Source organism: Halalkaliarchaeum sp. AArc-GB, from assembly GCF_031432225.1.
Classification (GTDB): domain Archaea; phylum Halobacteriota; class Halobacteria; order Halobacteriales; family Haloferacaceae; genus Halalkaliarchaeum.
On sequence record NZ_JAVKGM010000002.1, the window covers coordinates 221492 to 243583 of the forward strand.

Consider the following 22092-nt stretch of genomic DNA (forward strand, 5'->3'; position numbering starts at 1 on the left):
AACTACAGGAACTCCCGTACTTCCGAGTACCACATATCGTGGTAGTCGACGGCGTCGAGCGCCTCCGCGACGTCGACCGCCAGCGCGTGCCAGCACCGCTGTTCCGGGTCCGTCGAGTCGAGGTTGTACTCGCTGTCCTTGCAGTGGCAGTCCCCGTTTTCGACGATGTACTCCTCGGAGAGACCGACGACGACGGTGAAATCCCGGTACTGCTTCACTCGCCCCTCCCCGACGGCGGATATCGCCCGCTGGCCGCGGTCGCCGTGTGCCGAGACGATGGCGTCGGCTATCTCCGGGGTGAGTTCACCCGCCTCAGAGAGTGCCGTTCGCCAGTCGTCCCCCTCGCTCACGCCTGGTATTTCACAGTTACCCCTCAAAACGGCGTCGGTGCGGGCACTCCGACAACTGCCGACCCGCAGTGACCCGTTTCGCAAGGCGTATGTCCTCGCCCCCGAACCGAAGGCGTATGGACCCGCGCGTTCGCGAACACGCCGAGATCATCGTCGATCACTCGACCGGCATCGAGGCCGGCGACGACATCGTCATTCAGATGCCGCCGGAGGCCGAGGACCTCGCCGTCGCGTTGCACGAACTGTGTGGCGATCGCGGAGCGAACCCTGTGTATCTCAGCCACTCCGAGCGCGCAGACCGCGCGTTTCAGCGATCGAGCGACGACTTCGAACTCCCCGAGCATCGGCTCGCACTGTACGAGGAGACCGACGTCTTCGTCATCGCCCGCGGCGGGAAGAACGTCACCGAAAAAAGCGACGTCGACCCGGAGACGACGGCCGACTACAACCGGGCGATGGAGCCGGTCAAAACAGAGCGCCTCTCGAAGACCTGGTGTCTCACACAGTACCCGACCTCCGGTCACGCCCAGCTGGCCGGCATGAGTACCGAGGCCTACGAGAACTTCGTGTGGGACGCCGTCTCGCTGGACTGGGACGCCCAGCGGGAGCGACAGGCGAACCTCGAGGAGATCCTCGACGAGGGCGAACAGGTGCGGATTCAGTCGGGCGAGGAAACCGACCTCACGATGTCGATCGCGGGAAACACCGCGCTCAACGACTACGGGGAGGCGAACCTGCCGGGCGGAGAGGTGTTCACCGCCCCGGTCCGGGAGAGCCTCGAGGGAACCGTTCACTTCGACATGCCGCTGTATCGATACGGCAGGGAGATCGAGGACGTCCGGCTGCGGTTCGAGGACGGGAGCGTCGTGAGCCACAGCGCCGGTCGCAACGAGGACCTGCTCGAGAGTATCCTCGACACCGACGAGGGCTCCCGATACGTCGGCGAGCTCGGCATCGGGATGAACCGGGCGATCGATCGGTTTACCTACAACATGCTGTTCGACGAGAAGATGGGCGACACCGTCCACATGGCCGTCGGATCGGCCTACCCCGACACGGTCGGGGACGGAAACGAACGCAACGAGTCGGCCGAACACGTCGACATGATCGTCGACATGAGCGAAGACTCGACCATCGAAGTCGACGGGGAAACGATCCAGCGGGACGGGACGTTCGTCTTCGAGGACGGATTCTAGCCTTCGATTTCGACCGCCAGGATCGGCGACGGCGGACAGGCTCTTTTAGCTGCGGTCCTTCGACCGTCCCATGCGAGTTACCCGACGGGGACTGCTTTCGGCCCTCGGTGCAGCAACTGCAGTCGGATCGGCAGGCTGTCTCGGAGGCGCCGGGAGGGAGCCTGAAGGGCCCGAGGGAACGCCGGCGGATCTGGTCTGCGAGGACGAAGGCTTTCGCCGCCTCGAACCGCCGTTCGAGGAGGACGAGGTGTCGTACACGACGTTCGTTGGGGACGGCGAGCCACTGTTCGAACTGGCGCTGGACGGGCGGACGATCGCCTACGGGAGCACGGTCCGAGTCGCCCTCCGAAACCGGACGGACGAACCCCGGGAGACCGGCCCGAGAACGGCGTTCAGCCTCCAGCGGGCCACCGAGGCCGGCTGGCAGGACGTCCGGGGGACGACCGACGAATCCGTCGACGAATGGCTCGACGGAGAACGCGGCGAGTCGGGGACCGTCCACGGTCCCGGCGAGGGATTCGTCTGGGATCTTCCTCTCGAGGAATCCGGACCCGTCGATCTCGGCGAGACCGAGGCGTCGCCATCGCTTTCGGTCTGTCCGCCGCTCGGAACCGGTCCCTACAGGTTCGTTTACTGGGGAATCCCCGGGGGCGCAATCGCCGCGGACTTCAGCGTCGTCGGTCCGGGGTAGCCCCGGACGGGATATCGATCGCGCCTCCCAAACCCGCGGCGGGAAAAACCGGCACGTAGCGTGAAGTATATGTCGTATGGGGGAAGTACCTTGACACGGATGAACATATCAAGGTGGAAGGAGCGGGTCGAGGACCCGACCGCACAGGATCTGTTCGGGTTCTTACTCCTTTTGGGGATCGTGGTTCTGATGCTGGATCTCGTCCGGCTCGTTTTCGTCGGTGACCTTCCGACGTCACGACTCTCGTCGCTCCTGTGGAACGGTATCGTCGACTCGCTTTACATCGGCCTGGCGGCGATCGGGCTGTCGATGACGTACAGCATTCTCCGGTTTGCAAACTTCTCGCACGGAGATCTGGTCACTGTCGGCGCGTTCGGAGGCTGGACGGTCGCCTATCTGATCGGCGGCGTCGGCGCTGCGGGGCTCGGAAGCAGGTTGTTGCTCGACGCCGACGGCGGTGCCCGGGCCGGCGCTCTCGGGATGAGCATCGTCGGTTCCCCGTTTGCGATCGTGCTGGGATTGATCGCGGCGGCGGTGTTCACGATCCTCATCGCGCTGGCGATCGATCGCCTCGTCTACAAACAGCTCCGCGATGCCGGCGGGATCACCCTTCTCATAGCCAGCGTCGGTGTCGCACTGGCACTGCGGTATATCGTTGCGATCGTTTACACCCAGGACTCCCGGGGGGTCGTCGCGGCTGCGCCGTTCTGGGAGCCCGCGTCCCTGCCGATCGACCGGGTCAATCTCCACGAATTGACACTGGTCGTCTCGGCTGTCGTGTTGATCATCGCGGTCCATCTCCTCTTGCAATACACCAAACTCGGCAAGTCGATGCGGGCGATGTCGGACAACAGGGATCTCGCGCTGGTGACCGGCATCTCCACCGAACGTGTGATCACGGCGACGTGGATCATCGGCTCGGGGCTCGCAGGCGTCGCCGGCTACCTCATCGTCCTCGATCGCTCACAGATCACCATCAACCTCGGGTGGTTCCTGCTACTTTTGATCTTCGCGGCGGTGATCCTGGGCGGGATTGGCTCGATCTACGGGGCGCTGGCGGGGTCGCTCGTCATCGGCATCACGATCAACCTCTCGCTGGTCTGGATCCCCAGTGACCTGAACGAAGTGGCGGCCTTCGCGTTGATGATCCTCGTGTTGATCTTCAAACCCGACGGGCTATTCGGGGGGGTAGAAACAGCATGAGCGAAGAAGTTGACGGCAACGGGACCGGCAGAGACGGAACCGACGGAGAAGACGCCCCCGAAACGCTCACGGCCAGCGCCGGTCGGTGGAAATCCGACTTGCTGCTCGTCGTGGGTCTCGTTTTCGCCACGTACGTCGCGTTCGGCTTGCTGGGGATATTCACTGGCGTTTCGATCAACGAAACCGCTGGCTTCCTCCAGACGGTGACGTTCTTCGCGGCGGTGTTCGCCCTGCTCACGCTCGCGCTCAACCTCCACTGGGGCTACACAGGGCTTTTCAACATCGGCATCGCGGGGTTCATGGCGGTCGGCGTCTACACGATGGCGATTCTGACGGCGTCTCCGGACGGGACCCCCGCCGGGTTCGGGCTTCCGATCCCGATCGGCGTTATCGGCGGAACCCTGGCAGCCGGACTCGTCGGTGCCGTCATCGCCCTGCCGGCGTTGCGAGTGCGAGCCGACTACTTCGCGATCATCACACTCGGCTTCTCCGAGATCGTCCGGCTGACGATCACGTCGGGAACCCTCCGCCGAATCGAATACGGGGACCGAATATACGGGACGGGCGGCGGTAGCGGCGTCAGATACACGCCCGTCGACACCGTCGTTCCGTGGCTGCTCAATCTGCCTGGGATCGGAGTGATCGGGGAGGGGCTGTACCTCGTCGGGGCGTTGGTCGGCGTGTCGGAGTCAATCGTCAATCGCCTGCTGTACGCGCTGGTGATCATCGCGTTCGTCCTTTTGTTTTACCTCCTGTTACAACGGATCGCCAGGTCGCCGTTCGGACGGATCCTCAAGGCGATCCGGGAGGACGAGATCGTCGCCAGGTCGCTCGGGAAAGACACCCAGCGGGCGAAGATCAAGGTGTTCACGCTCGGGTGTGCGCTGATGGGACTGGCCGGTATCCTCTGGATCGGTAGCCGGTCGCTCGTAACGCCCGAGTCTTTCATGCCGGTCGTCACGTTCTACATCTTCGTCGCCCTGATCGTCGGCGGGGCGGGGTCGAACACCGGAAGCGTCGTCGGCGGGTTCGTGTTCGCGGCGTTCCTCTGGGAGGGCCCCAGGTTCGTTCGGACGATCCTTCGGTCCAACCTCGACGTTCGATCGCCACCGACGATCTACGACGCGTTCGTCGAACTCGCCGCGCTGGATCCGATGCCGCTCGTCGGCTACTTCGTTGGCAGCCTCGATGAGATCCGGTGGGTGCTTATCGGCGTCGTGCTGGTGGGTTTGATGATCTATCGCCCGGAGGGACTGCTGGGCGACCGCAAGGAGATCGCCGCAGCGACGGATCTCTCCCGACCCGAGGGAGGTGGTACAGATGAGTGACACCGAATCCGCGACGCGACTGGAGGACAACGCCGACGAAACGAGGGTCGACAGCCCGGTCCTCAAAGTCGAGGAGCTCGAGAAACGGTTCGGCGGGATCGTGGCGGTCGACGGCGCGAGCTTCGCGGTCGAACGCGGGTCGATCACGGGCCTGATCGGCCCGAACGGGGCAGGGAAATCGACGACGTTCAACTGCATCACCGGCGTCCACCGTCCCGACGGTGGATCGGTCGTCTTCGACGGAACCGACATCACCGGCGAAACCCCCGAACGGATCGCCAATCGGGGACTCGTCCGGACGTTCCAGATCGCCCGGGAGCTCCCCGAGATGACCGTCCTCGAGAACGTGATGCTCGGCCCGAAGGGCCAGCTCGGGGAGTCGATATGGCGGTCGGTCGCCCCGATCGCCCGGGGGAACGTCGTCAAACAGGAAGCGGAGCTTCGGGACCACGCGTGGGAGACGCTGGAGTTCTTCGAGATCGACCACCTCGCCGAAGAGTACGCCGGCAACCTCTCCGGGGGCCAGCGGAAGCTACTGGAACTCGCGCGGGCCCTGTCGACGGATCCGGAGATGCTGCTGCTTGACGAACCGATGGCGGGGGTCAACCCGTCGCTGGAGCGGAAGCTCCTGGACCGGATTCACGACCTCCAGGAGGAGGGGTACAGCTTCCTGCTCGTAGAACACGACATGGACGTAATCATGGACCATTGCGAACACGTCGTCGTCATGCACCAGGGACAGGTTCTCGCGGAGGGACCGCCCGCGGCGATCAAGTCGAACGAGGAAGTCATCGAGGCGTACCTGGGGGGTGAAGTCTGATGGCACTGCTTTCGGTCTCGGACCTCGACGCCGGCTACGGGGACCTCCAGATCCTCGAGGGTGTCGACCTCGTCGTCGAAGACGGGGAGTACGTGACAATCGTCGGTCCGAACGGCGCCGGGAAGTCGACGGTGATGAAGTCGATCTTCGGGCTCACGACCCTGATGGGGGGCTCTGTCGTCTTCGGCGGCGAGGAGATAACCGACCTCCGACCCGAACAGATAATCCGGACAGGCATCGGTTACGTTCCCCAGAGCGACAACGTGTTCCCCTCGCTTTCGGTGCTGGAAAATCTGGAGATGGGGGCGTACATCCTGGACGAGGTTCCGGGAGACCGGTTGCAGCGGGTGTTCGACCGGTTTCCGATCCTCGAGGAGCGGAAGGCCCAGAAGGCCGGCACAATGAGCGGCGGCCAGCAGCAGATGCTCGCGATGGGTCGGGCGCTGATGCTGGATCCGGACCTGCTGATGCTGGACGAACCCAGCGCGGGGCTGGCCCCGGATCTCGTCGACGACATGTTCGACCGGATCGACGCGATCAACGCCGACGGGACCGCCGTCCTGATGGTCGAGCAGAACGCCAAGGAGGCCCTTCGGCGGTGTGACCGCGGCTACGTGCTCGTCCAGGGGCAGAACCGCTACGTGGACGAGGGGGACGCGCTGCTCGCCGACGAACAGGTTCGCCAGGACTTCCTCGGCGGCTGATTTCCGACCTCGGAAATATCGAACGTTCGTTTCTCGGTTACAGTTCGAATTGCTGGGTGACGGTGTACCCGTCGATGTCGAACTCGAAGATGTCGAACGTCGCGGCGTCGAGGTCGCCGTTGTCGTCGAACACGATCTCGCTGGAGGCCCCGTGGTACTGTATCTCCTCGCCGTCGGCGGCCATCTCGAGGCCGTCCGCGAGCGTGGAGGGAGTGATCACTTCGCCCCCGGGATTTGCGACCTCCCGGATCTGTTCGCTGACGGCCGGCCCCGAAAGTTCGTCAGCGCGGAACTGTGCGAGGAGGTGAACCGCGGTCGCGTCGTACGCCTGCGAGGTGAACACGCCTGGACTTCTGCCGAACTCCGTGTTGTACAGCTGGTCGAACGTTTCACGGCCCGGTCCGACCGCCGCCGGGGCCGTCCCGATCACGTTCGACATCGGGTTGTCGACGTCTCCGGGGAGCGAATTGCTCTGCATCCCGTCGGCGACCATGACCAGCGTGTCGTCGGGGTCGAAGTTCTCGTAGAAGTCACGGAAGATCTGTTCCCCGCTGTCGGGGTATCCGACGACGTACAGGAGGTCCGGGTTGTCACCCAGAACCACTTCGAGTGCGGAGTCGTAGGACGGTTGTTCGGCTTCAAACGCCTCCTGTTCGTACACTGCCCCGCCCAGTTCCTGGTAGTTCTCGACGAACGCGTCGTTTAGACCCTGCCCGTAGTCGTTGTTCAGGAAGAACGTCGACGCCGTTTCGAGTCCACGATCCTCGTACGCGAGGGTCGCCGCTGCGACCCCCTGCAGCGCGTCCGTCGGACAGGTCCGGAGCAGATAGTCCCCGGGCATGTCCGTGATGTCGGGGGACGTGCTCGCCGGGGAAATCCCGACGACTTCCTCCGGGAAAAACACGTCTTGCGCGACGGCAATCGTGACACCCGATGAGGCGGCACCAGTAACTGACGGAAAGCCAGCGTCGACAAGCGCCTGTGCGCGTTCGATCCCGACTTCGGGTTCGGTCTCTGTGTCCTCCCGACGGATTTCGATTTCGTAGGGCACGTCCTCGTCTTCGAGTTGGAGCCCCGGAAGCACGCCGGCGTCCTGAATCGGTGCGCCCAGATCACCCAGGTCGCCGGTGGCCGGCTGGAGCACGCCCACTCTTGCGTCGTGGTCGTCGCCAGCGCCGGCACAACCCGCCAGTCCGGCTGTCAATCCAGCGGCTCCAATGCCTTTTAACACGGTCCGTCTGCTTGTCTTGTGTGACATACTCACACTATTGACAGGGAGACATACATATAATGACTTCGATGGTAGCGTCGATATCTGCCGGCCGGGACGGTCCCGACGTTTTACTTAAATTCCCACTATTTTGCGGTTTTTCACCACTTTTCCTTTGAATCGTCACCGAAACGCCGTCGTCATGCAGTGGTTTTTTAATGAACAGTGATGCACAGACACCTTGGGATGTCATCCTCTGACAGAGAACAATGGGCGACTCGTATCGGGTTCATCCTCGCGGCGGTCGGCAGCGCCGTGGGGCTCGGAAACATCTGGCGGTTCCCGTTCCAGGTCGGACAGGAGGGCGGTGCCGCCTTCCTCGTGGTGTATCTCGCATTTATCCTTCTCATCGGCCTGCCGGCGATCCTCGTCGAGTTCGTGATCGGTCGCCGGTCCGAACGGAACCCGATCGACGCGTTCGATCGACTGGGCTATCGGGCGTGGACAGCCGCCGGCGTACTGGGCGTGATGGGTGGGTTCATCATCATGTCCTTCTACTCGATGGTCGCCGGGTGGGTGACCCGATACACGCTGGCGAGTGCAACGGGGGCGTACTTCGCCGAACCGGCCGAGTACTTCGTCGATATCGCCGCAGGAACCGACGCGCTGCTGTTCCATCTCCTGTTCATGGGCATCACTGCGATCATCGTGGGCCTCGGGATCCAGCGCGGGATCGAGATGGCGGTGAAGGCGCTTGTTCCGGCGTTGGTTGCCCTGATGATCGTGCTGATCGTCTACGGGTTCACGCTCGACGGCGCCGTACAGGGGTACGCCTACTACCTCTCGCCGGAGCCGGGAGCGGTCGCGGCCAACTGGACGTCGATCCTGCCGGCGGCGGCGGGACAGGCGTTCTTCACCCTCTCGTTGGGGATGGGGATCATGATCACCTACGCCTCCTACATCGACGACGACCGGAGCCTCGTGGGTGACGGCGCCTGGATCGTCGGCCTGGACACCGCGATCGCGATCATGGCCGGCCTGATGATCTTCCCCGTGCTGTTCACTATCGGCGTCGAGCCCGGCGCCGGCGGGGCGGGCGAGCTGTTCATCGGCGTCGGGGGCGCCATAGCTGGATTGCCCGGCAGCCGGATCATCGGCGTGCTGTTCTTCGGTACGGTGCTCGTGGCGGCGCTGTCGTCGGCGATCAGCCTCACCGAAGTGACCGTCTCGTTCCTCATCGACCGGTTCGGGCTCGACCGACCCGTCGCCACGGGAATCGTCGCCGGCGGGATCTTCCTTCTGGGAATCCCGACGGCGCTGGATTTGGCCGTCCTGGAGCTGTACGACCAGGTGACTGCGGAGCTGTTCCTCCCGCTTACGGTGTTCCTGCTCGTGCTGTTCGTCGGCTGGTTCTACGACGAAGCGCTCGACGAGGTGAGCAAGGGCGTCTCGGTAGCGTGGCTGCCCGGCGCCTGGCTGTGGCACGTTCGGACGATCATCCTGGTCGTCATCGGCATCACGCTAGTTCTCAGCGTGCAGGGGCTGATCGAAACACTCCCTGAGACGATCGAGGCGATCGACCTGCTGTGATCGGCTGACGACTGACGAATCTGCAGTTTTCGGATCGCCATCTCCGTCTTTCGATAACGACAGACGAGATCCGTCACAGGAGCGTCAACAGTCCCAACATCCCCAAAAACCCGACGACGGTTCCGACGGCGAGTTCGGCTCGGCCGCCACCGGGTAGCCCCTCGCCCGCGGTGACTCCCGCCGGGAGGAACTCGGCGACGACGAGATACAGTAGCGCCCCGGCGGCAAAGCCGAAACTCACGGGAAGCAGTTGCTGAAGACTCGCAGTCAACAGGTACGCGCCGACCGCCCCGATCGGCTGTGGGAGCCCCGAAAACACCGCCCAGCCGACGACCCGCCACCGCCCCATACCGGAGGAGACGAGCGGAATCGCGATCGCCAGTCCCTCCGGCACGTTGATGATCGAGATCGCGATCAGCATCGAAACCGCGAGCGTCGAGACCGCGAACTCGCCGGCGACGAAGGCGACGGTTGGATCAAGGTCGGCGAACGCAACGCCGACCGCGATCCCTTCGGGGAGACTGTGAAGCGTGAGCACACCGACCACCAGGATCATGGTCCGTCGGTCGGGTGAGGCGTCGGGACCGGTAAACAGGTCGTAATCTTCGAGCAACCGATCGACGACGTAGACGAACCCGACGCCGGCGAGACAGCCAGCCGCGACGTGTGTGAACTCCCCGTCTGCAGCCCCCTCGACGAGCAGTCCGAACGACGCCGCCGACAGCAACACGCCAGCAGCGAGCCCCCACAACACGACCAGCCACTGTCCGGAGATCTCCCGGACGAAAAAGAACGGAATCACGCCGAGTCCCGTCGCGAGGCCGGTGACGAGCCCCGCTACGAAAACGATCGCCAGCTCGCCGAACAGTGGCATCGTCCGCCCGTTCCATCGCCCGGGATAAATACCCGCCCGTCTCGCCTCCGAGAGATCACATCACCCAAAACCAACGTGTGCTACTCAGTCGGGACCAACGTGTGCTACGCCGTCTCTGCGGGGGGATAACGGTCCTCGACGGGTTTCACGACGTACTCCACCCCCGCCTCGGACAGCAGGTCCCTGATCTTCTGTACCCCCGTTTCGGCGTCGACCTCCCGGGCACGGTAGTGTCGGATCGGATGCCGGATCCAGGAGGGCTCCCAGTGGGCATACACGTCGGTCGACTCCTCGTCCGGGCCGACATAAAGCCCGAGATGGAGCTGATAGTGGCTCCGCAATGCTCCCCGGGGATAGCACACCCAGCTGGCGACGGTCACCTCCGCGGGGGCGGCGTACTCCCGTCGCTTGAGCGAGGAGACGAGGTTCCTGATAAACCCCAGTCGATGGAGTTCAGCCTCGAACAGTTCGTAAGGCTGTCGAATCGTGAGCGCGTACTGGTCGTGGGGCGTCGTCCGCTCTGCGTACAGCCCCAGAATCGAAATCGGGGCGTGCAACAGCGAGGCGACGTGCTGTCGAATCCGCTCGAAGAACCGGAGTTCGTGCGTCATGTGTTCACATTAGGTTCGATCGGCTTCAGCGTATGCCCGGCTCGTTGACGACCGGGTTGCACCTTGGCACGGATCCCCGGCAGTCGACTAGGGAGACATTCAAAAGTACAGCGCAAGTGCGATGACCAGCGCGAGGACGAAAGCGAGAACGAGGACACTGGTCTCCACGCTCAGTTTGAATCCCGTTTCGCTGAATGGGGTTCGTTGCTGGTGACGGTGATATCGCTCGAGGAGACGCGGTGAAAGGGCAGAAACGATCCGATTCCGGGGAGCCCGAACGACGTCGATCGCAGCGTAAATCACCGTGTCGGCGGTCTCGTCGCCGATCGTCCGCCCTCCACGATCGCGGACCGTCCCGAGAATCCACCAGCCGGCGTCGGCCGTCGTTCTGTTGGCCCCTGCGGCGACGCTCGCAATCGCACGTGAGACCGCTCGCGTCCCCCGAAAGGCCAGCGGATCTACGACTCGATCGACGTCGACGCCGCCATGGAGTCGATCGAGGATTTTCTTCGAGAGGACGAACCCGACGAGGCCGGTCGCGACGATGGCGACACCCTCGAGGAGGTGTGACGTCGAATACGGATCTGTCCCCCAGGCGTCCCTCGCCGGAAGGAGCCCGAAGAGAAGTTCGTAAGCGAGCCCGAAAACGACACACGCCGCTGCGATCCCGCCGTAAACGATCCACTCCCCGCGGACCGTCTTCGGCACCGATACGGGCTCCCCTTCGAAGAACGCGTAATAGCCGAATTTGGCGAACGACATCACCGTCCCCACCCCGCCGGCGATCAACAGCCACCGCAGCACGGGCCGGTTCGCCGCCACGCTCGCGTCGATCACCATCCCCTTGCTTACGAATCCGTTGAACCCCGGCACCGCCGAAATCGAGAGTGCGGCGATCAGAAACACGACAAGGAGTACGGGACTGGCGGTCCCAAGCGCCCCGAACTCGTCGAGGCGGTTCCGTCCGGTCCGGACCACGATCGCACCGGCGATCATAAACAGCAGTCCCTTGTAAAGGACGTTGTTGAACAGGTGGGCAAATCCGCCGGCGATCCCGAGCGCAGATCCAATTCCGATCCCCGCGAGCATGTACCCCACCTGCGCCTGAATGTGATACGACAGCAGTCGGCGCATGTCTTTCTGTGCCAGTGCGTATCCTGCCCCGTAGATCGTCATCACGCCCCCGACATATGCGAGAACGAAGTTCCCCTCCGGAAACACCCGGTAGGCGGCGTAGACGGCGGTCTTCGTCGTGTACACACAGAGAAACACCGAAGCCATCACGTGCGGTCGGGGATAGGTGTCCGGAAGCCACGCGTGCAACCCGATCACGCCCGCGTTTATCGCGACCGCCGTCCCGACCAGCAGCGTCGGCAGCCCCGGAGTGATCCCCGTCCCGTCGAACTGGAGCGCGGTAGCCGTTGTCCCGCCTCCTGCAATCGCGTGAGCAGCGATCCCGGCGGCAAAGAGCCCGCCGCCGAGCCCGTGCCAGAGCGCGTACCGGTAGCCCGCACGGATCGCGTCCCTCCCGTGAAGCCACACCAGAAGCGTGCTCAAAAGCGCCATGATCTCCCAGCCGATCAACAGCCCGAGCCAGTCCCCCGCGAAAACAGCGAGGAACGCGGCCGCGGCGTAACCGAGAGCGACGGCGAGATGCCGCCGGTCGGCGTCCGTGATCGCACCGTATCCGACTGCAGCGGTTCCGAACCCGGCGAAGACGACCCCGACGAGCCGCGTGATCTCATCGACTTCGACGAGGATCACGTCGAACCCCAGAAATCCGACCGCAGGGCCCGTACCGGCGGGGACGAGGAGGGTCCAGATCGAGATCCCCGCCAGGACGACGCCGGCAAACGTGTAGCTGATCCGGTCCGGGAGGACGAGTGCAAGCAGGGCGGCGATTGCGACCGGGATCGCCGGAACGAGTTCGAGCCCGATCATGTGACGACCATCACCTCGAGCATCCAGTTCGACGTCAATCCGAGCAGGATGCCGACCACGGCAGCAAGGACGACGACGGCGGTCATGCCCCGCGTAACGGCGGGGCGGTCGCGGCGGTCGGATCGTTCCTCATCGAACGGTTTGAAGTAAAGTGCGTTGATGAACGGCACAGTATATCCGAGCGTCAACAGGGTGCTCACGACGACCAGGGCGGCGACGAGTACGGCGCCCTCCTGGATCGCACCCAGTGCGATATACCACTTGCCGACGAATCCGACGGTCGGTGGCAGGCCGATCATCGAGATAGCCAGCACGACGAACGTCCCACCCAGAAGTGGTGCACGATCGGCCAGGCCGGCGTACTCCTCGATCGTCCGGGCTCCGAACCGAAGAGAGAGCATCCCCGACAGGATGAACAGCCCCCCTTTCGCGAACCCGTGGCCCGCCATCTGGACAATCGCCCCGAACGTGGCCGTGTCGTTTGCCAGCGCCACACCGATCGCCACGAGACCGAACTGAGCAATCGTCGAGTACGCCAGCATGAGCTTTACGTGGCGCTGATACAGAGCCAGCACGTTTCCGACGAGCATGATGGCAACCATGCCGTAAAGGAACACCGCCTCGAGCGTGGGTACGACCGCCAGGAAATCCGGCGTGAACGCGGAGACGACGATCCGGACGAACGTGAAGACGGCGAGGGCAGGGACCGCCCCGGAAATAAGGGCGCTGACCGCGTCCGGCGCCGCCGCGTGGGCGTCCGCCAGCCAGCCGTGGAGGGGGAACAGCCCGACTTTCATCGAGAGGCCGACGACGATCAGGGCGAACGCGATCCGGAATCCGGGATCGGCGTACCCGACTGCCGCGATCGCATCGGGAAGCTCGGAAAGCAGCAGCGTACCGGTCCGGGTATAGACGACGCCGACCCCCATGAGAGCGACGACGCCGCCGGATGCAGCCAGGAACAGGTACTTGATCGCCGCAAACGTCGCCCCCTCCTTGTCGCTTGCAGCGACCAGCGTGATGATCGAAAGCGACGTGAGTTCGAGAAACACGATCACATAAAACAGATTTCCAGTAACCGCCAGCCCGTTGATGCTCCCGGCGAGAACGAGATAGCCGGCGTAAAATCGATTCCCCCGAGGACCTGCAGACCGGGTGTACGCGAGTGCTCCGGCGGTCATCGACGCACCGACGAAGAGCAACGTCGCCGACAGCCCGTCGGCCTGGAAGGGAACCGTCCGAACGTCCGGGACGTAAACGTACTCCCAGTAGATGACGCCGGAGGCGGCGACCTGTACAGTAATGAGGGCCACGACAGCCAGCGTGGAACTCAGCGTCACAGCGGCAATCGGCCACCCTGTGCGACGGACGGAACGCCCCATGTAAAGCGCGAGGACGGCTCCCGCGTACGGAAGCGCAACTGCAATCGGGAGCGTCAGTCCGGTGAGTATCATCGTCTCAAGTCTACGGGGATGTTCATTGTACCAGGGTCGCGATGACCTCGCGCAAGGCGGCCTCGATCCACGCCGACGCCAGCCCGAGCGTGAGCCCGACTGCCGCTGCGAGGACGACCGCGATCACCATGCCGGTCGTGACGTTCGGTCGGTCCGGTCGGTCGTCGTCGAACGGTTTGAAGTACAGCCGGTTGATGAACGGCACCGTGTACGCCAGCGTCATCACCGTGCTCACGACGACGAGAACCGCGATCAACCACAGCCCCTCCTCGATGGCCCCCAGCGCAATGTACCACTTCCCCATGAATCCGACGGAGGGGGGAAGCCCGATCATCGTAATCGAAAGCGCAACGAACGTCCCTCCCAGGATCGGCGCTCGCTTAGCCAGCCCGGCGTACTCTTCGAGCGTGTACGCGTCGAACCGGAGCGCGAACATCCCCGCCAGGATGAACAGCCCGCCCTTGATGATCCCGTGACCGAACATCTGCAGGATCGATCCGAACAGCGCTGTCTCGTTTGCGATCATCAGTCCAACCACGATAAGTCCGAACTGGGAGATTGTCGAGTACGCCAGCATGAGTTTAATCTGCCGCTGGAGGATCGCGAAGACGTTTCCGATCAGGAGACTGAGGATCGTTCCATATATCAATCCCTCAGCGATAATCGGATTGGCCGCGAGGAACTCGGTTGTAAAGACCGTGTAAATAACCCGGACGAACGCGTAGACGGCGACCGCCGGTAACAGTCCCGAGATCAGTGCACTGATCGCGCTGGGGGCGGCCGCGTGGGCGTCGGCCAACCAGGTGTGGAGGGGGAACAGCGCAATTTTGATCGCGAGACCGATCGTCATCAACGCGAAGCTCGCCACGACGACCGGATCAGAGTAGCCGACTTCGGCCAGCCGGATCGACAGATCCGCCATGTTCAACGTTCCCGTCGCCGCGAAGGCAAACGCGACCCCGAGGAGATACAACATCGCGCCGATAGTCCCGAGGATCAGGTACTTGAACGCGGCGTACGTCGACCATCGGGACTCCGCGGAGGCGACCAGCGCGTACGCCGCGATCCCCATCATCTCGAGGAAGATGTACAGGTTGAACAGGTCGCCAGTGAGGATGATTCCCATCATCCCGCCGGTGAGCAGCAGATAGCCGCTATAAAAGGCGTTCCCCCGCGGGCCGGCGGTCCGGGTGTACGCGAGCACGCCCAGCGCCATGAGAATGTCCAGGAGAAGCACTGTCCCCGAGAAGGCATCGGCGTACAGTTCGACGCCGAAGGGTGCGGGAATTCCACCCATTTCGTAGCGGATCGTGCCGGTGGCTAAAATCTCCACAGCGAGGACCACTGTGAGGGCGAACGTGATACCGAGTGAGGCCGCGGCGACCCACCAGCCGACGCGATCATATCGGAGGCTAGCGACCACCGGGATGACGGCGGATAAAAGCGGGACGAGGACGATGACGCTGGCCAGCCAGGCGAGTTCGCTCATGTGAGCGCCACCCCGAGTGCGAACGCGATGACCAGTGCAGTCAGGTACAGGCACGAACGGAAGCTGAACTTCGTCCCCGTTTCACCCGGCGTACGCCGGGCGCGTCGACGGTAACGGTCCTCGTATTTCGAGGGGAGCAGCCCGGCGATCGTCTCGACGGGATCGCGGACGGCACGCGCCACCTCCCAGCCAGTGGCGCTTGCCCGGTCGTCGACTGTGCGATACGTCGCGCTGATGGCTCCGACGAACCATCGTGTCCCGTAAAACGCCATTCGATCCTGGAGAACGCCGACGTCAACGCCACCGTGGAGTCGATCGAGGACACCTTTGGCCACCACGAATCCGACGAGACCGGCTGCGACGATCGCGAACCCGTCCAGAAGGTGGGACGTCGAGTACGGATCCGTAGCCCAGGCGTCAGTCGCCGGCAACAGGGAGAACAGCGCCCCGTAATTGAGCCCGAAGAAGACACAGGCGACCGCGATCGCGACGCCGACAGCCGCGTGTTGGAGTGACGTCTCCCCGAGCCCCCTCCCGGTCGTGTTCCCGAGTCTCTCGCCGGTTCCTTGGAGGAACGCGTAGTAGCCGAACTTGGCAAACGACATCACCGTCCCAACCCCGCCGGCGATCAACAGCCACCGCAGCGCCGGACGGTCCGCCGCCACGCTCGCGTCGATTATCATCCCCTTGCTCACGAACCCGTTGAACCCCGGTACGGCCGAAATCGACAGTGCGGCGATCAGAAACACGACGAGAAGAACCGGAGCAGTGGTACCGACAGCTCCGAACTCGTCGAGGCGGTTCCTCCCGGTCCGGAGAACCAGGATCCCCGCGACCATGAACAGCAGACCCTTGTAAAGGACGTTGTTGAACAGGTGGGCGAACCCGCCAGCGACACCGAGCGCCGACCCGATTCCGATGCCCGCAAGCATGTATCCCACCTGCGCCTGAATGTGATACGACAGCAGCCGGCGCATGTCTTTCTGTGCCAGCGCGTATCCCGCCCCATAAACCGTCATCACGCCTCCGAGGTACGCGAGGAGGAGCTGTCCGTCCGGGAACGCTCGATAGGCGGCGTAGACAGCGGTTTTCGTCGTGTAGACGCAGAGAAACACCGAGGTGGCGACGTGCGGTCGCGGGTAGGTGTCGGGTAGCCACGCGTGCAACCCGATCACCCCCGCGTTAATCGCGATCGCAGTCCCCACCAGCAGCGTCGGGAGTCCCGGCGCGATCCCCGTCCCGTCGAACTGGAGTGCAGCCGCCGTGAACGTACCGCCAGCCACGGCGTGTGCGGCGACCCCGGCTGCAAAGAGGCCGCCCCCCAGGCCGTGCCAGAGCGCGTACCGGTAGCCCGCCCGGACCGCGTCCCCCCCGTGAAGCCACACCAGGAGCGTGCTCGAAAGCGCCATGATCTCCCAGCCGATCAACAGCCCGAGCCAGTCCCCCGCGAAAACGGCCCACAGCGCTGCGCCGACGTAGCCCAGCGCCGCCGAGAGATGCCACCGGTCGAACCCCGCGGCGTCGGCGTACAGGACCGCGAGGGCGCCAAAGCCTGCAAACGACAGCCCGACCAGCCGCGAGACGTCGTCGACCGCAACGACGACCAGGTCGTACTCGAGGAACCGGACCGTCGTCCCGGTTCCGTCCGGGAGCAGTGCGATCCAGCCGAGAACCCCGAGCAGGACGAGCGAAGCCGTCCAGTGGGCCGGTCGTCGGGGAAGTACGAGGACGAGCACGGCAGCGACGAGGACCATTGCGGCAGGTGGATACGCCAGTACGTCGGTCGGAATCGTCCCCGCGAAGAGGGCTGTCGGAGCAGTCACGGAACATCACCCCCAGTGGACCACTCGACGGCGAGGCCGACGAGGTCGTACAGCCCGGTCGCCCACGGGACGATCCCGAAGACGACGACGAGCGCCAGTGTTGCGAGAATCGGCCCGAGCATGAGAAGCGACGTTTCGTCAGTCCACGACTCCACCCGCTGGAACTGCTCTGCGTCAGTGCCCCTCTCGCCGCCCCCGAACGGCCCGTCGATGAGCGGCTTCGGATCGGCGGTCTCCTGCGTCTCGAAGAAGGCGGCGGAGACGACCGGCCAGAAGTATGCAACGTTGAGAACCCCCGAGACGACGAACAGCCCGACGACGATCTCGCCGGCCTCGAACCCGCCCTGGAGGAGGTGCCACTTGCTCGTGAAGCCGGCGAAAAGCGGGATGCCCGCCATACTGGCGCTCGCAAGCGCGAACGCTCCCATCGTCACCGGCATCCGTGCTCCGGCTCCGACCGCATCGCTCACGTCGTCGAGGTGAAGTTCGACGTGTAACGCGCCGGCACAGAAAAACAGCGTCAGCTTGGCGAACGCGTGTGCCGGCAGATGCAGTAGCGCACCGGTGATCGCAGCCGGCGTAAGCAAGGCGATGCCGAGGACGATGTACGACAGCTGTGCGATCGTCGAGTACGCGAGCAGCCGTTTGATGTTGTCCTGCCGGAGTGCGAGCAGGCTGGCGAGGAGGATGGTCGCACCGGCTGCGACCGCAAGCAGGACGGCCAACCCGAGTGCCTCGGCTGTAGCGGGACCGAACACCTCGAGGACAGTCCGGGCGATGCCGAAGACCCCGGACTTCACGACGGCGACGGCGTGCAGCAGCCCCGAGATCGGCGTCGGCGCCACCATCGCGCTGGGAAGCCAGGAGTGCAGCGGCATCACCGCCGCCTTGACTCCGAACCCCACGACCAGCAGCGCGAACGCCGTCCGGGCGATCGAGGGATCCGTCGCGGCGAGGCCGGCGATTCCACCGGGATCGAACGTCACCGTCCCGGCCGCCCAGAACACGACCAGCGTCCCGGCGAGCGCGACGACACCGCCGCTGAACGCGTAGACGAGATACTTGTAACCGGCCTCCCTGGCGCTTTTCGATTCGTCGTGTGCGACCAGTGGATAGGTGGCGACCGTCAACAGTTCATAAAAGACGATCAACACGAGCAGGTTCGTGGCGAACGCAACACCCAGCGTCGCACTCAGGCTCGCCGCGAGTCCGGCGAAAAAGCGCGTCTGTTCGTCCGCAGACAGGCCCCGCATGTAGCCGATACTGTAGACGGCGGTGACGACGTATAGTCCACTGGCGACGAGCGCGAACACCATCCCGAGCGGCTCGGCCTGGAAGGCGAACTCGACGCCGGGGACGAGCGTCCCGAGGTCCGTCGTCGGGCGTCGTCCGGCGAGAACAGCCGGGGCCAGACTCGCGACGAGGCCGAACTTGAGGAGGGCAACGACGACGGTTACCCCGTCCCTGACGTTCGGCCACCGACCGAGTCCCATGATGAACAACGCCGCGATTCCGGTCACGAGGACGGCAGCGAACGGACGCCAGGAGGTGACCTCGACGGCGGCCGAAAGAGGGAGGATCTCATTCATCGGCGAGCGCCTCCTCGATCTCTCTCACGTCGGTCGTGCCGAACTCTGCGTACAGGCGGATCACGATCGCCAGCGCGAGCGCACTGAGCGACACCGCGATCACGATCGCGGTCAACACGATGACGTGAGGGAGGGGATTGGCGTGCGGACCCGGTTCGTCGACCAGCGGCGGATTGGCACCCTCGATGTAGCCGATCGAGACGAACAGCATGAACACCGAGATCTGCATCAGACCGAGCCCGATGACCTTCTTCACGAGGTGTGGGTCGTCGATCAGCGTGTACAGACCGATTATGAAGACCGCGAGAAACATCAGGTAGTAGTGGTGGACATCTGGAACGACAGGGTCGATCACGCACGATCACCGCTCTCCCGAACGGGCTCCCGAACTCCGGCTCCGATGACGAGAAACAGACCCGAGACCATCCCGCCCACGATGAGCCCGATCGCGACCTCGACGATTTCGACAACGATGGTCACCGGAATCGGGAAGACGAAGACCTCCAGGGTCGCCCCGCCCGCGGCGATCGATCCCGCACCGAGGGCGCCGAACAGCCCGAACCCCACGAAGGCACCGCCGGTCACGACGCGGTCGTCGAGCCACTCGCGAGTCGGCTGGAGTCCGAACGCGAGTCCGAGGAGCACGACCGTCGCCCCGATAACGACACCGCCCTGGAACCCGCCGCCTGGAACGTGAGCGCCGTAGAGAACGAGATACCAGCCGTACGTCATCACGAACGGGGCTGTCGTCCGGGCCGCCGTCGTGATTATCGGACTGCGTACGTACGGCGGATGACTCGGGCCCCTCGAATCGGTGGGTGAGGCAGCGTTCCGGCCGGGTTCGGGATCGGAGTCGGATCCGATTGCGGGATCTGTCACGTCAGCACCTCCCGTTCGAGGACGATCAGGACGCCGACAGCGGCGGTGAAGACGACCACGGCCTCACCGAGGGTGTCGAGCCCCCGAAAAACGACGAGCACCGCCGCGACTGCGTTCGACAGTCCTGTCTCCTCGAGCGTGTGTCCCACGTAGAAGCCGTACGGAGTCAACGATCCGTCGGGATACGTCTCGCTTACCGCCGGTGCTGTTGGGTCGCCAACGTCCGGGAGCCCAGTGATGGCGAACAACAGCGGAACCGCCAGCGCAACGACCACGGCGAGTGCGCGGAGGTTTATCGACCGGAACAGTCCTTCTTCCTCGGGGTCGGCGTCGGGCACCCCTCGGCTCGTCAGAATCACCGCGAGAACGTACAGCACAGACAGGATACCACCCCCGACCGCCGCCTCCGCCAGGGCGACGTCGGGCGCCGCAAGCAGGATCCAGACCAGTCCGAGCCCCAGACTGAACACCGCGAAGGTGGCAATCGCTCCCACGATGTCCTCGAGGAGCGCCACGAGAACTGCCATCAGGACCACGAACGCCACCAGAACGAATTCGACCAAAATCACGGCTCCTTCCCCTCTCCTTCCGCAAACTGCTCCTCGAGGTGTGATTCATCCACGTCCGACCGCGGCGAGACCAGTTCCCCCGACCCGTCTTCGGTCCTGATCCAGACCGCCGCGTCCTGGAGATACGCCGCCCGGGAGATGGCGTGGCTTGCCGTCGGATTGGTGATGTAGATAAACACGAGCAAAAGCAGCATCTTGACCACCACGATCTGGACACCGAAGTGGATCGCCACCGCAGCGACGGCGAAGCCAGCCCCGAGGGTGTCGGCCTTCGATGCGGCGTGTGCCCGGGTGTAAATGTCGGGGAGACGGAGGAGTCCGACCGCGCCCACGAAGGTGAAGAAGACGGCGGCGGCGGTGAGCCCGATCACGACGGCAGTCTGGATCGTCATGCTCACTCGACCCTCCCTTCGTGGTATGTGAACCTGGCGATCGCGAGGCTCAAAAGGAAATTCAACAGCGCGTACACCAGCGCGATGTCGACGTACTCCGGGCGGTCGAGGCCGGCAGCGAGGAACACGATGACGATCACCGTCGAGGTGCCGATGACGTTCACACCGATGAGCCGATCCTGGGTGGTCGGCCCGGTCGCGACCCGGTAGGACACCACGACGGCCATGAGAATGACGAGCCCGGCTGCACCGAGCATCACGGTTCCGGCGAGTTCACTCATCCGCGGGACCCTCCGTGGCCTGCGCGCCGGCGTCGGCTTCCGGCGTCGGGATGTCCTCGGGCTCCTTTGCGGGATCGATCGGGACCGAACCGACGAGTTCGACGACTGCGTCCCGCTCGATCGGCCCCGGGAGGTCCAAAGCTGATCGGCCCCGAAAGACGAACTGGATCGCCCGCTCCCGGCCTCCCTCGAGGAGATCGCGACGAGTGCCGGCGGTCATTGAATGCACCAGCAGATCGTTACCGTCGGCGTCCACCGTGAGCGTTCCCGGGGTAAGGGTGAGGCTGTTCGCGAACCCCGTCACCGGAAGCCCACCCGAAAGCGGCGTGTCGATCCGATCCAGATAGGTTTCGAGAGGGAGCGACGGATGCAACACCACGTACGCGATCACGACGTTTGCCTTGAGAATCTCCCACAGGAGGTACGGAACGTACGCGATGCCCCGAACCACGACGTGGGGACCCCGCGCTGCCCTGGGCGTGGTTTCGAAAACCACGTTCCTGAGGAGTCCGGCGACGACGAGTGCCGTCAGCGCACCCGTCACCGTCGCGTAGAGATACCGCTCGCCCGCGACGGCGAGATAGAACCCGAACGAGAGGAGGAACACGCCGCCGAACCGGACGACCTCCGCCCGCGAGGGGAGCCGCCGTTCGGCAGTGACCGCGGGTCGGTCGTACGGAACGCCCTCGTCTTCGAGCGCGGCACCGATCGAGTGGAGGTCGGGATCGGTCGCGTCGATCGCGTAGTTCGGATCCAGGACGACGAGTCCGATCCCGTGCTCGTCGACGTACCGGTGGATCTCCTCGGCGTGGTCGGTGGGATCGGCGAGATACCGATCCGGCGCGACGAGCGCGGTCGTGACGGAAACCGACGAGGGAGCCGTTTCCCGTGCGCGCTCTTCGGCCCGGTTCAGTTGGCGGTCGGTGGCCACCTCGACGTCGTCGCGAACGTGGGGCAACACACGGATCAGATGCAGCGTGACCGGAGCGTCCGATTCGACAGCCTGGTCGCCAGCCCGCTCGACTGCGGCGTCGATCACCGCCGGCAACGTTGGCGACTGCGACACTGGGAGAAGGACGTCACTGGATACGTTCACAG

General features: G+C 64.3%; 22 protein-coding genes. 7 read left to right on the plus strand and 15 right to left on the minus strand.

Annotation, left to right across the window (positions count from 1 at the left end; genetic code table 11):
• Nucleotides 1-2: 2 nt before the first annotated feature.
• Nucleotides 3-350 carry a hypothetical protein gene (locus RH858_RS04640; protein ID WP_310561231.1) on the minus strand — a complete coding sequence of 116 codons (348 nt, stop codon included), beginning with the start codon at nucleotides 348-350 and terminating at the stop codon, nucleotides 3-5.
• A 116-nt stretch (nucleotides 351-466) separates the two neighbouring features.
• Between RH858_RS04640 and RH858_RS04645 the strand changes: the two genes are divergently transcribed.
• From RH858_RS04645 to RH858_RS04670, 6 genes are all read left to right on the plus strand, one after another.
• Nucleotides 467-1546, plus strand: coding sequence for an aminopeptidase (locus tag RH858_RS04645; RefSeq protein ID WP_310561232.1), 1080 nt, complete (start codon nucleotides 467-469; stop codon nucleotides 1544-1546).
• A 70-nt stretch (nucleotides 1547-1616) separates the two neighbouring features.
• Entirely contained in the window at nucleotides 1617-2237 is a 621-nt protein-coding gene (locus tag RH858_RS04650) for a hypothetical protein (protein WP_310561233.1), read from the plus strand.
• 99 nt (nucleotides 2238-2336) lie between these two features.
• Nucleotides 2337-3440 (plus strand): branched-chain amino acid ABC transporter permease, encoded by a 1104-nt coding sequence (locus tag RH858_RS04655; protein ID WP_310561234.1) that lies wholly within the window; start codon nucleotides 2337-2339, stop codon nucleotides 3438-3440.
• The gene (locus tag RH858_RS04660) at nucleotides 3437-4768 is read left to right on the plus strand and encodes a branched-chain amino acid ABC transporter permease (protein WP_310561235.1); all 1332 of its coding nucleotides are present in this window, start codon (nucleotides 3437-3439) and stop codon (nucleotides 4766-4768) included. Before RH858_RS04655 ends, RH858_RS04660 begins: the two co-directional genes overlap by 4 nt.
• Nucleotides 4761-5588, plus strand: a complete 828-nt coding sequence (locus RH858_RS04665; protein ID WP_310561236.1) for an ABC transporter ATP-binding protein — start codon at nucleotides 4761-4763, stop codon at nucleotides 5586-5588. The genes RH858_RS04660 and RH858_RS04665 overlap by 8 nt, the downstream gene beginning before the upstream one ends.
• Nucleotides 5588-6292 (plus strand): ABC transporter ATP-binding protein, encoded by a 705-nt coding sequence (locus tag RH858_RS04670; RefSeq protein WP_310561237.1) that lies wholly within the window; start codon nucleotides 5588-5590, stop codon nucleotides 6290-6292. The genes RH858_RS04665 and RH858_RS04670 overlap by 1 nt, the downstream gene beginning before the upstream one ends.
• 37 nt (nucleotides 6293-6329) lie before the next feature.
• Here RH858_RS04670 and RH858_RS04675 read toward each other — a convergent pair whose 3' ends face one another.
• On the minus strand, nucleotides 6330-7550 hold the full coding sequence (locus tag RH858_RS04675; protein ID WP_310561238.1) for an ABC transporter substrate-binding protein: 1221 nt from the start codon (nucleotides 7548-7550) through the stop codon (nucleotides 6330-6332).
• Between the two features lie 198 nt (nucleotides 7551-7748).
• Between RH858_RS04675 and RH858_RS04680 the strand changes: the two genes are divergently transcribed.
• Nucleotides 7749-9092 carry a sodium-dependent transporter gene (locus tag RH858_RS04680; RefSeq protein ID WP_310561239.1) on the plus strand — a complete coding sequence of 448 codons (1344 nt, stop codon included), beginning with the start codon at nucleotides 7749-7751 and terminating at the stop codon, nucleotides 9090-9092.
• 73 nt (nucleotides 9093-9165) lie between these two features.
• On the opposite strand, the gene RH858_RS04685 is transcribed toward RH858_RS04680, so the two are convergent.
• The 13 genes from RH858_RS04685 to RH858_RS04745 all read right to left on the minus strand — a co-directional run bounded on the left by RH858_RS04685 (nucleotide 9166) and on the right by RH858_RS04745 (nucleotide 22090).
• The gene (locus RH858_RS04685) at nucleotides 9166-9966 is read right to left on the minus strand and encodes a ZIP family metal transporter (RefSeq protein ID WP_310561240.1); all 801 of its coding nucleotides are present in this window, start codon (nucleotides 9964-9966) and stop codon (nucleotides 9166-9168) included.
• 104 nt (nucleotides 9967-10070) lie between these two features.
• Nucleotides 10071-10577, minus strand: a complete 507-nt coding sequence (locus RH858_RS04690; protein WP_259535097.1) for a hypothetical protein — start codon at nucleotides 10575-10577, stop codon at nucleotides 10071-10073.
• Nucleotides 10578-10676: 99 nt separating this feature from the next.
• Complete coding sequence (locus RH858_RS04695; RefSeq protein WP_259535096.1) at nucleotides 10677-12518, minus strand: Na(+)/H(+) antiporter subunit D; 1842 nt, start codon at nucleotides 12516-12518, stop codon at nucleotides 10677-10679.
• Nucleotides 12515-13972: a proton-conducting transporter membrane subunit gene (locus tag RH858_RS04700; protein WP_259535095.1), complete on the minus strand. Its 1458-nt coding sequence runs from the start codon at nucleotides 13970-13972 to the stop codon at nucleotides 12515-12517. The genes RH858_RS04695 and RH858_RS04700 overlap by 4 nt, the downstream gene beginning before the upstream one ends.
• 22 nt (nucleotides 13973-13994) lie before the next feature.
• The gene (locus RH858_RS04705; protein WP_259535094.1) at nucleotides 13995-15461 is read right to left on the minus strand and encodes a proton-conducting transporter membrane subunit; all 1467 of its coding nucleotides are present in this window, start codon (nucleotides 15459-15461) and stop codon (nucleotides 13995-13997) included.
• Complete coding sequence (locus tag RH858_RS04710; RefSeq protein WP_259535093.1) at nucleotides 15458-17284, minus strand: Na(+)/H(+) antiporter subunit D; 1827 nt, start codon at nucleotides 17282-17284, stop codon at nucleotides 15458-15460. Before RH858_RS04710 ends, RH858_RS04705 begins: the two co-directional genes overlap by 4 nt.
• Nucleotides 17281-18873: a proton-conducting transporter membrane subunit gene (locus tag RH858_RS04715; RefSeq protein ID WP_259535092.1), complete on the minus strand. Its 1593-nt coding sequence runs from the start codon at nucleotides 18871-18873 to the stop codon at nucleotides 17281-17283. The genes RH858_RS04710 and RH858_RS04715 overlap by 4 nt, the downstream gene beginning before the upstream one ends.
• Nucleotides 18866-19228 carry a cation:proton antiporter subunit C gene (locus RH858_RS04720; protein WP_259535091.1) on the minus strand — a complete coding sequence of 121 codons (363 nt, stop codon included), beginning with the start codon at nucleotides 19226-19228 and terminating at the stop codon, nucleotides 18866-18868. Before RH858_RS04720 ends, RH858_RS04715 begins: the two co-directional genes overlap by 8 nt.
• Nucleotides 19225-19752: an MnhB domain-containing protein gene (locus RH858_RS04725; protein ID WP_310561241.1), complete on the minus strand. Its 528-nt coding sequence runs from the start codon at nucleotides 19750-19752 to the stop codon at nucleotides 19225-19227. The genes RH858_RS04720 and RH858_RS04725 overlap by 4 nt, the downstream gene beginning before the upstream one ends.
• Nucleotides 19749-20315: a DUF4040 domain-containing protein gene (locus RH858_RS04730; RefSeq protein ID WP_259535089.1), complete on the minus strand. Its 567-nt coding sequence runs from the start codon at nucleotides 20313-20315 to the stop codon at nucleotides 19749-19751. The genes RH858_RS04725 and RH858_RS04730 overlap by 4 nt, the downstream gene beginning before the upstream one ends.
• Before the next feature lie 2 nt (nucleotides 20316-20317).
• Entirely contained in the window at nucleotides 20318-20713 is a 396-nt protein-coding gene (gene mnhG, locus RH858_RS04735; RefSeq protein WP_259535088.1) for a monovalent cation/H(+) antiporter subunit G, read from the minus strand.
• Nucleotides 20714-20715: 2 nt separating this feature from the next.
• The gene (locus RH858_RS04740) at nucleotides 20716-20994 is read right to left on the minus strand and encodes a cation:proton antiporter (RefSeq protein WP_259535087.1); all 279 of its coding nucleotides are present in this window, start codon (nucleotides 20992-20994) and stop codon (nucleotides 20716-20718) included.
• The gene (locus RH858_RS04745; RefSeq protein WP_259535086.1) at nucleotides 20987-22090 is read right to left on the minus strand and encodes a monovalent cation/H+ antiporter subunit E; all 1104 of its coding nucleotides are present in this window, start codon (nucleotides 22088-22090) and stop codon (nucleotides 20987-20989) included. The genes RH858_RS04740 and RH858_RS04745 overlap by 8 nt, the downstream gene beginning before the upstream one ends.
• Nucleotides 22091-22092 lie beyond the last annotated feature (2 nt).

Excerpts from the sequence above, each read along its gene's own strand:
- RH858_RS04645 (WP_310561232.1), top strand. The coding sequence starts at position 467 with ATGGACCCGCGCGTTCGCGAACACGCCGAGATCATCGTCGATCACTCG.
- RH858_RS04650 (WP_310561233.1), top strand. The coding sequence starts at position 1,617 with ATGCGAGTTACCCGACGGGGACTGCTTTCGGCCCTCGGTGCAGCAACT.
- RH858_RS04655 (WP_310561234.1), top strand. The coding sequence starts at position 2,337 with ATGAACATATCAAGGTGGAAGGAGCGGGTCGAGGACCCGACCGCACAG.
- RH858_RS04660 (WP_310561235.1), top strand. The coding sequence starts at position 3,437 with ATGAGCGAAGAAGTTGACGGCAACGGGACCGGCAGAGACGGAACCGAC.
- RH858_RS04665 (WP_310561236.1), top strand. The coding sequence starts at position 4,761 with ATGAGTGACACCGAATCCGCGACGCGACTGGAGGACAACGCCGACGAA.
- RH858_RS04670 (WP_310561237.1), top strand. The coding sequence starts at position 5,588 with ATGGCACTGCTTTCGGTCTCGGACCTCGACGCCGGCTACGGGGACCTC.
- RH858_RS04675 (WP_310561238.1), bottom strand. The coding sequence starts at position 7,550 with ATGTCACACAAGACAAGCAGACGGACCGTGTTAAAAGGCATTGGAGCC.
- RH858_RS04680 (WP_310561239.1), top strand. The coding sequence starts at position 7,749 with ATGTCATCCTCTGACAGAGAACAATGGGCGACTCGTATCGGGTTCATC.
- RH858_RS04685 (WP_310561240.1), bottom strand. The coding sequence starts at position 9,966 with ATGCCACTGTTCGGCGAGCTGGCGATCGTTTTCGTAGCGGGGCTCGTC.
- RH858_RS04690 (WP_259535097.1), bottom strand. The coding sequence starts at position 10,577 with ATGACGCACGAACTCCGGTTCTTCGAGCGGATTCGACAGCACGTCGCC.
- RH858_RS04695 (WP_259535096.1), bottom strand. The coding sequence starts at position 12,518 with ATGATCGGGCTCGAACTCGTTCCGGCGATCCCGGTCGCAATCGCCGCC.
- RH858_RS04700 (WP_259535095.1), bottom strand. The coding sequence starts at position 13,972 with ATGATACTCACCGGACTGACGCTCCCGATTGCAGTTGCGCTTCCGTAC.
- RH858_RS04705 (WP_259535094.1), bottom strand. The coding sequence starts at position 15,461 with ATGAGCGAACTCGCCTGGCTGGCCAGCGTCATCGTCCTCGTCCCGCTT.
- RH858_RS04715 (WP_259535092.1), bottom strand. The coding sequence starts at position 18,873 with ATGAATGAGATCCTCCCTCTTTCGGCCGCCGTCGAGGTCACCTCCTGG.
- mnhG (WP_259535088.1), bottom strand. The coding sequence starts at position 20,713 with ATGACGATCCAGACTGCCGTCGTGATCGGGCTCACCGCCGCCGCCGTC.
- RH858_RS04740 (WP_259535087.1), bottom strand. The coding sequence starts at position 20,994 with ATGAGTGAACTCGCCGGAACCGTGATGCTCGGTGCAGCCGGGCTCGTC.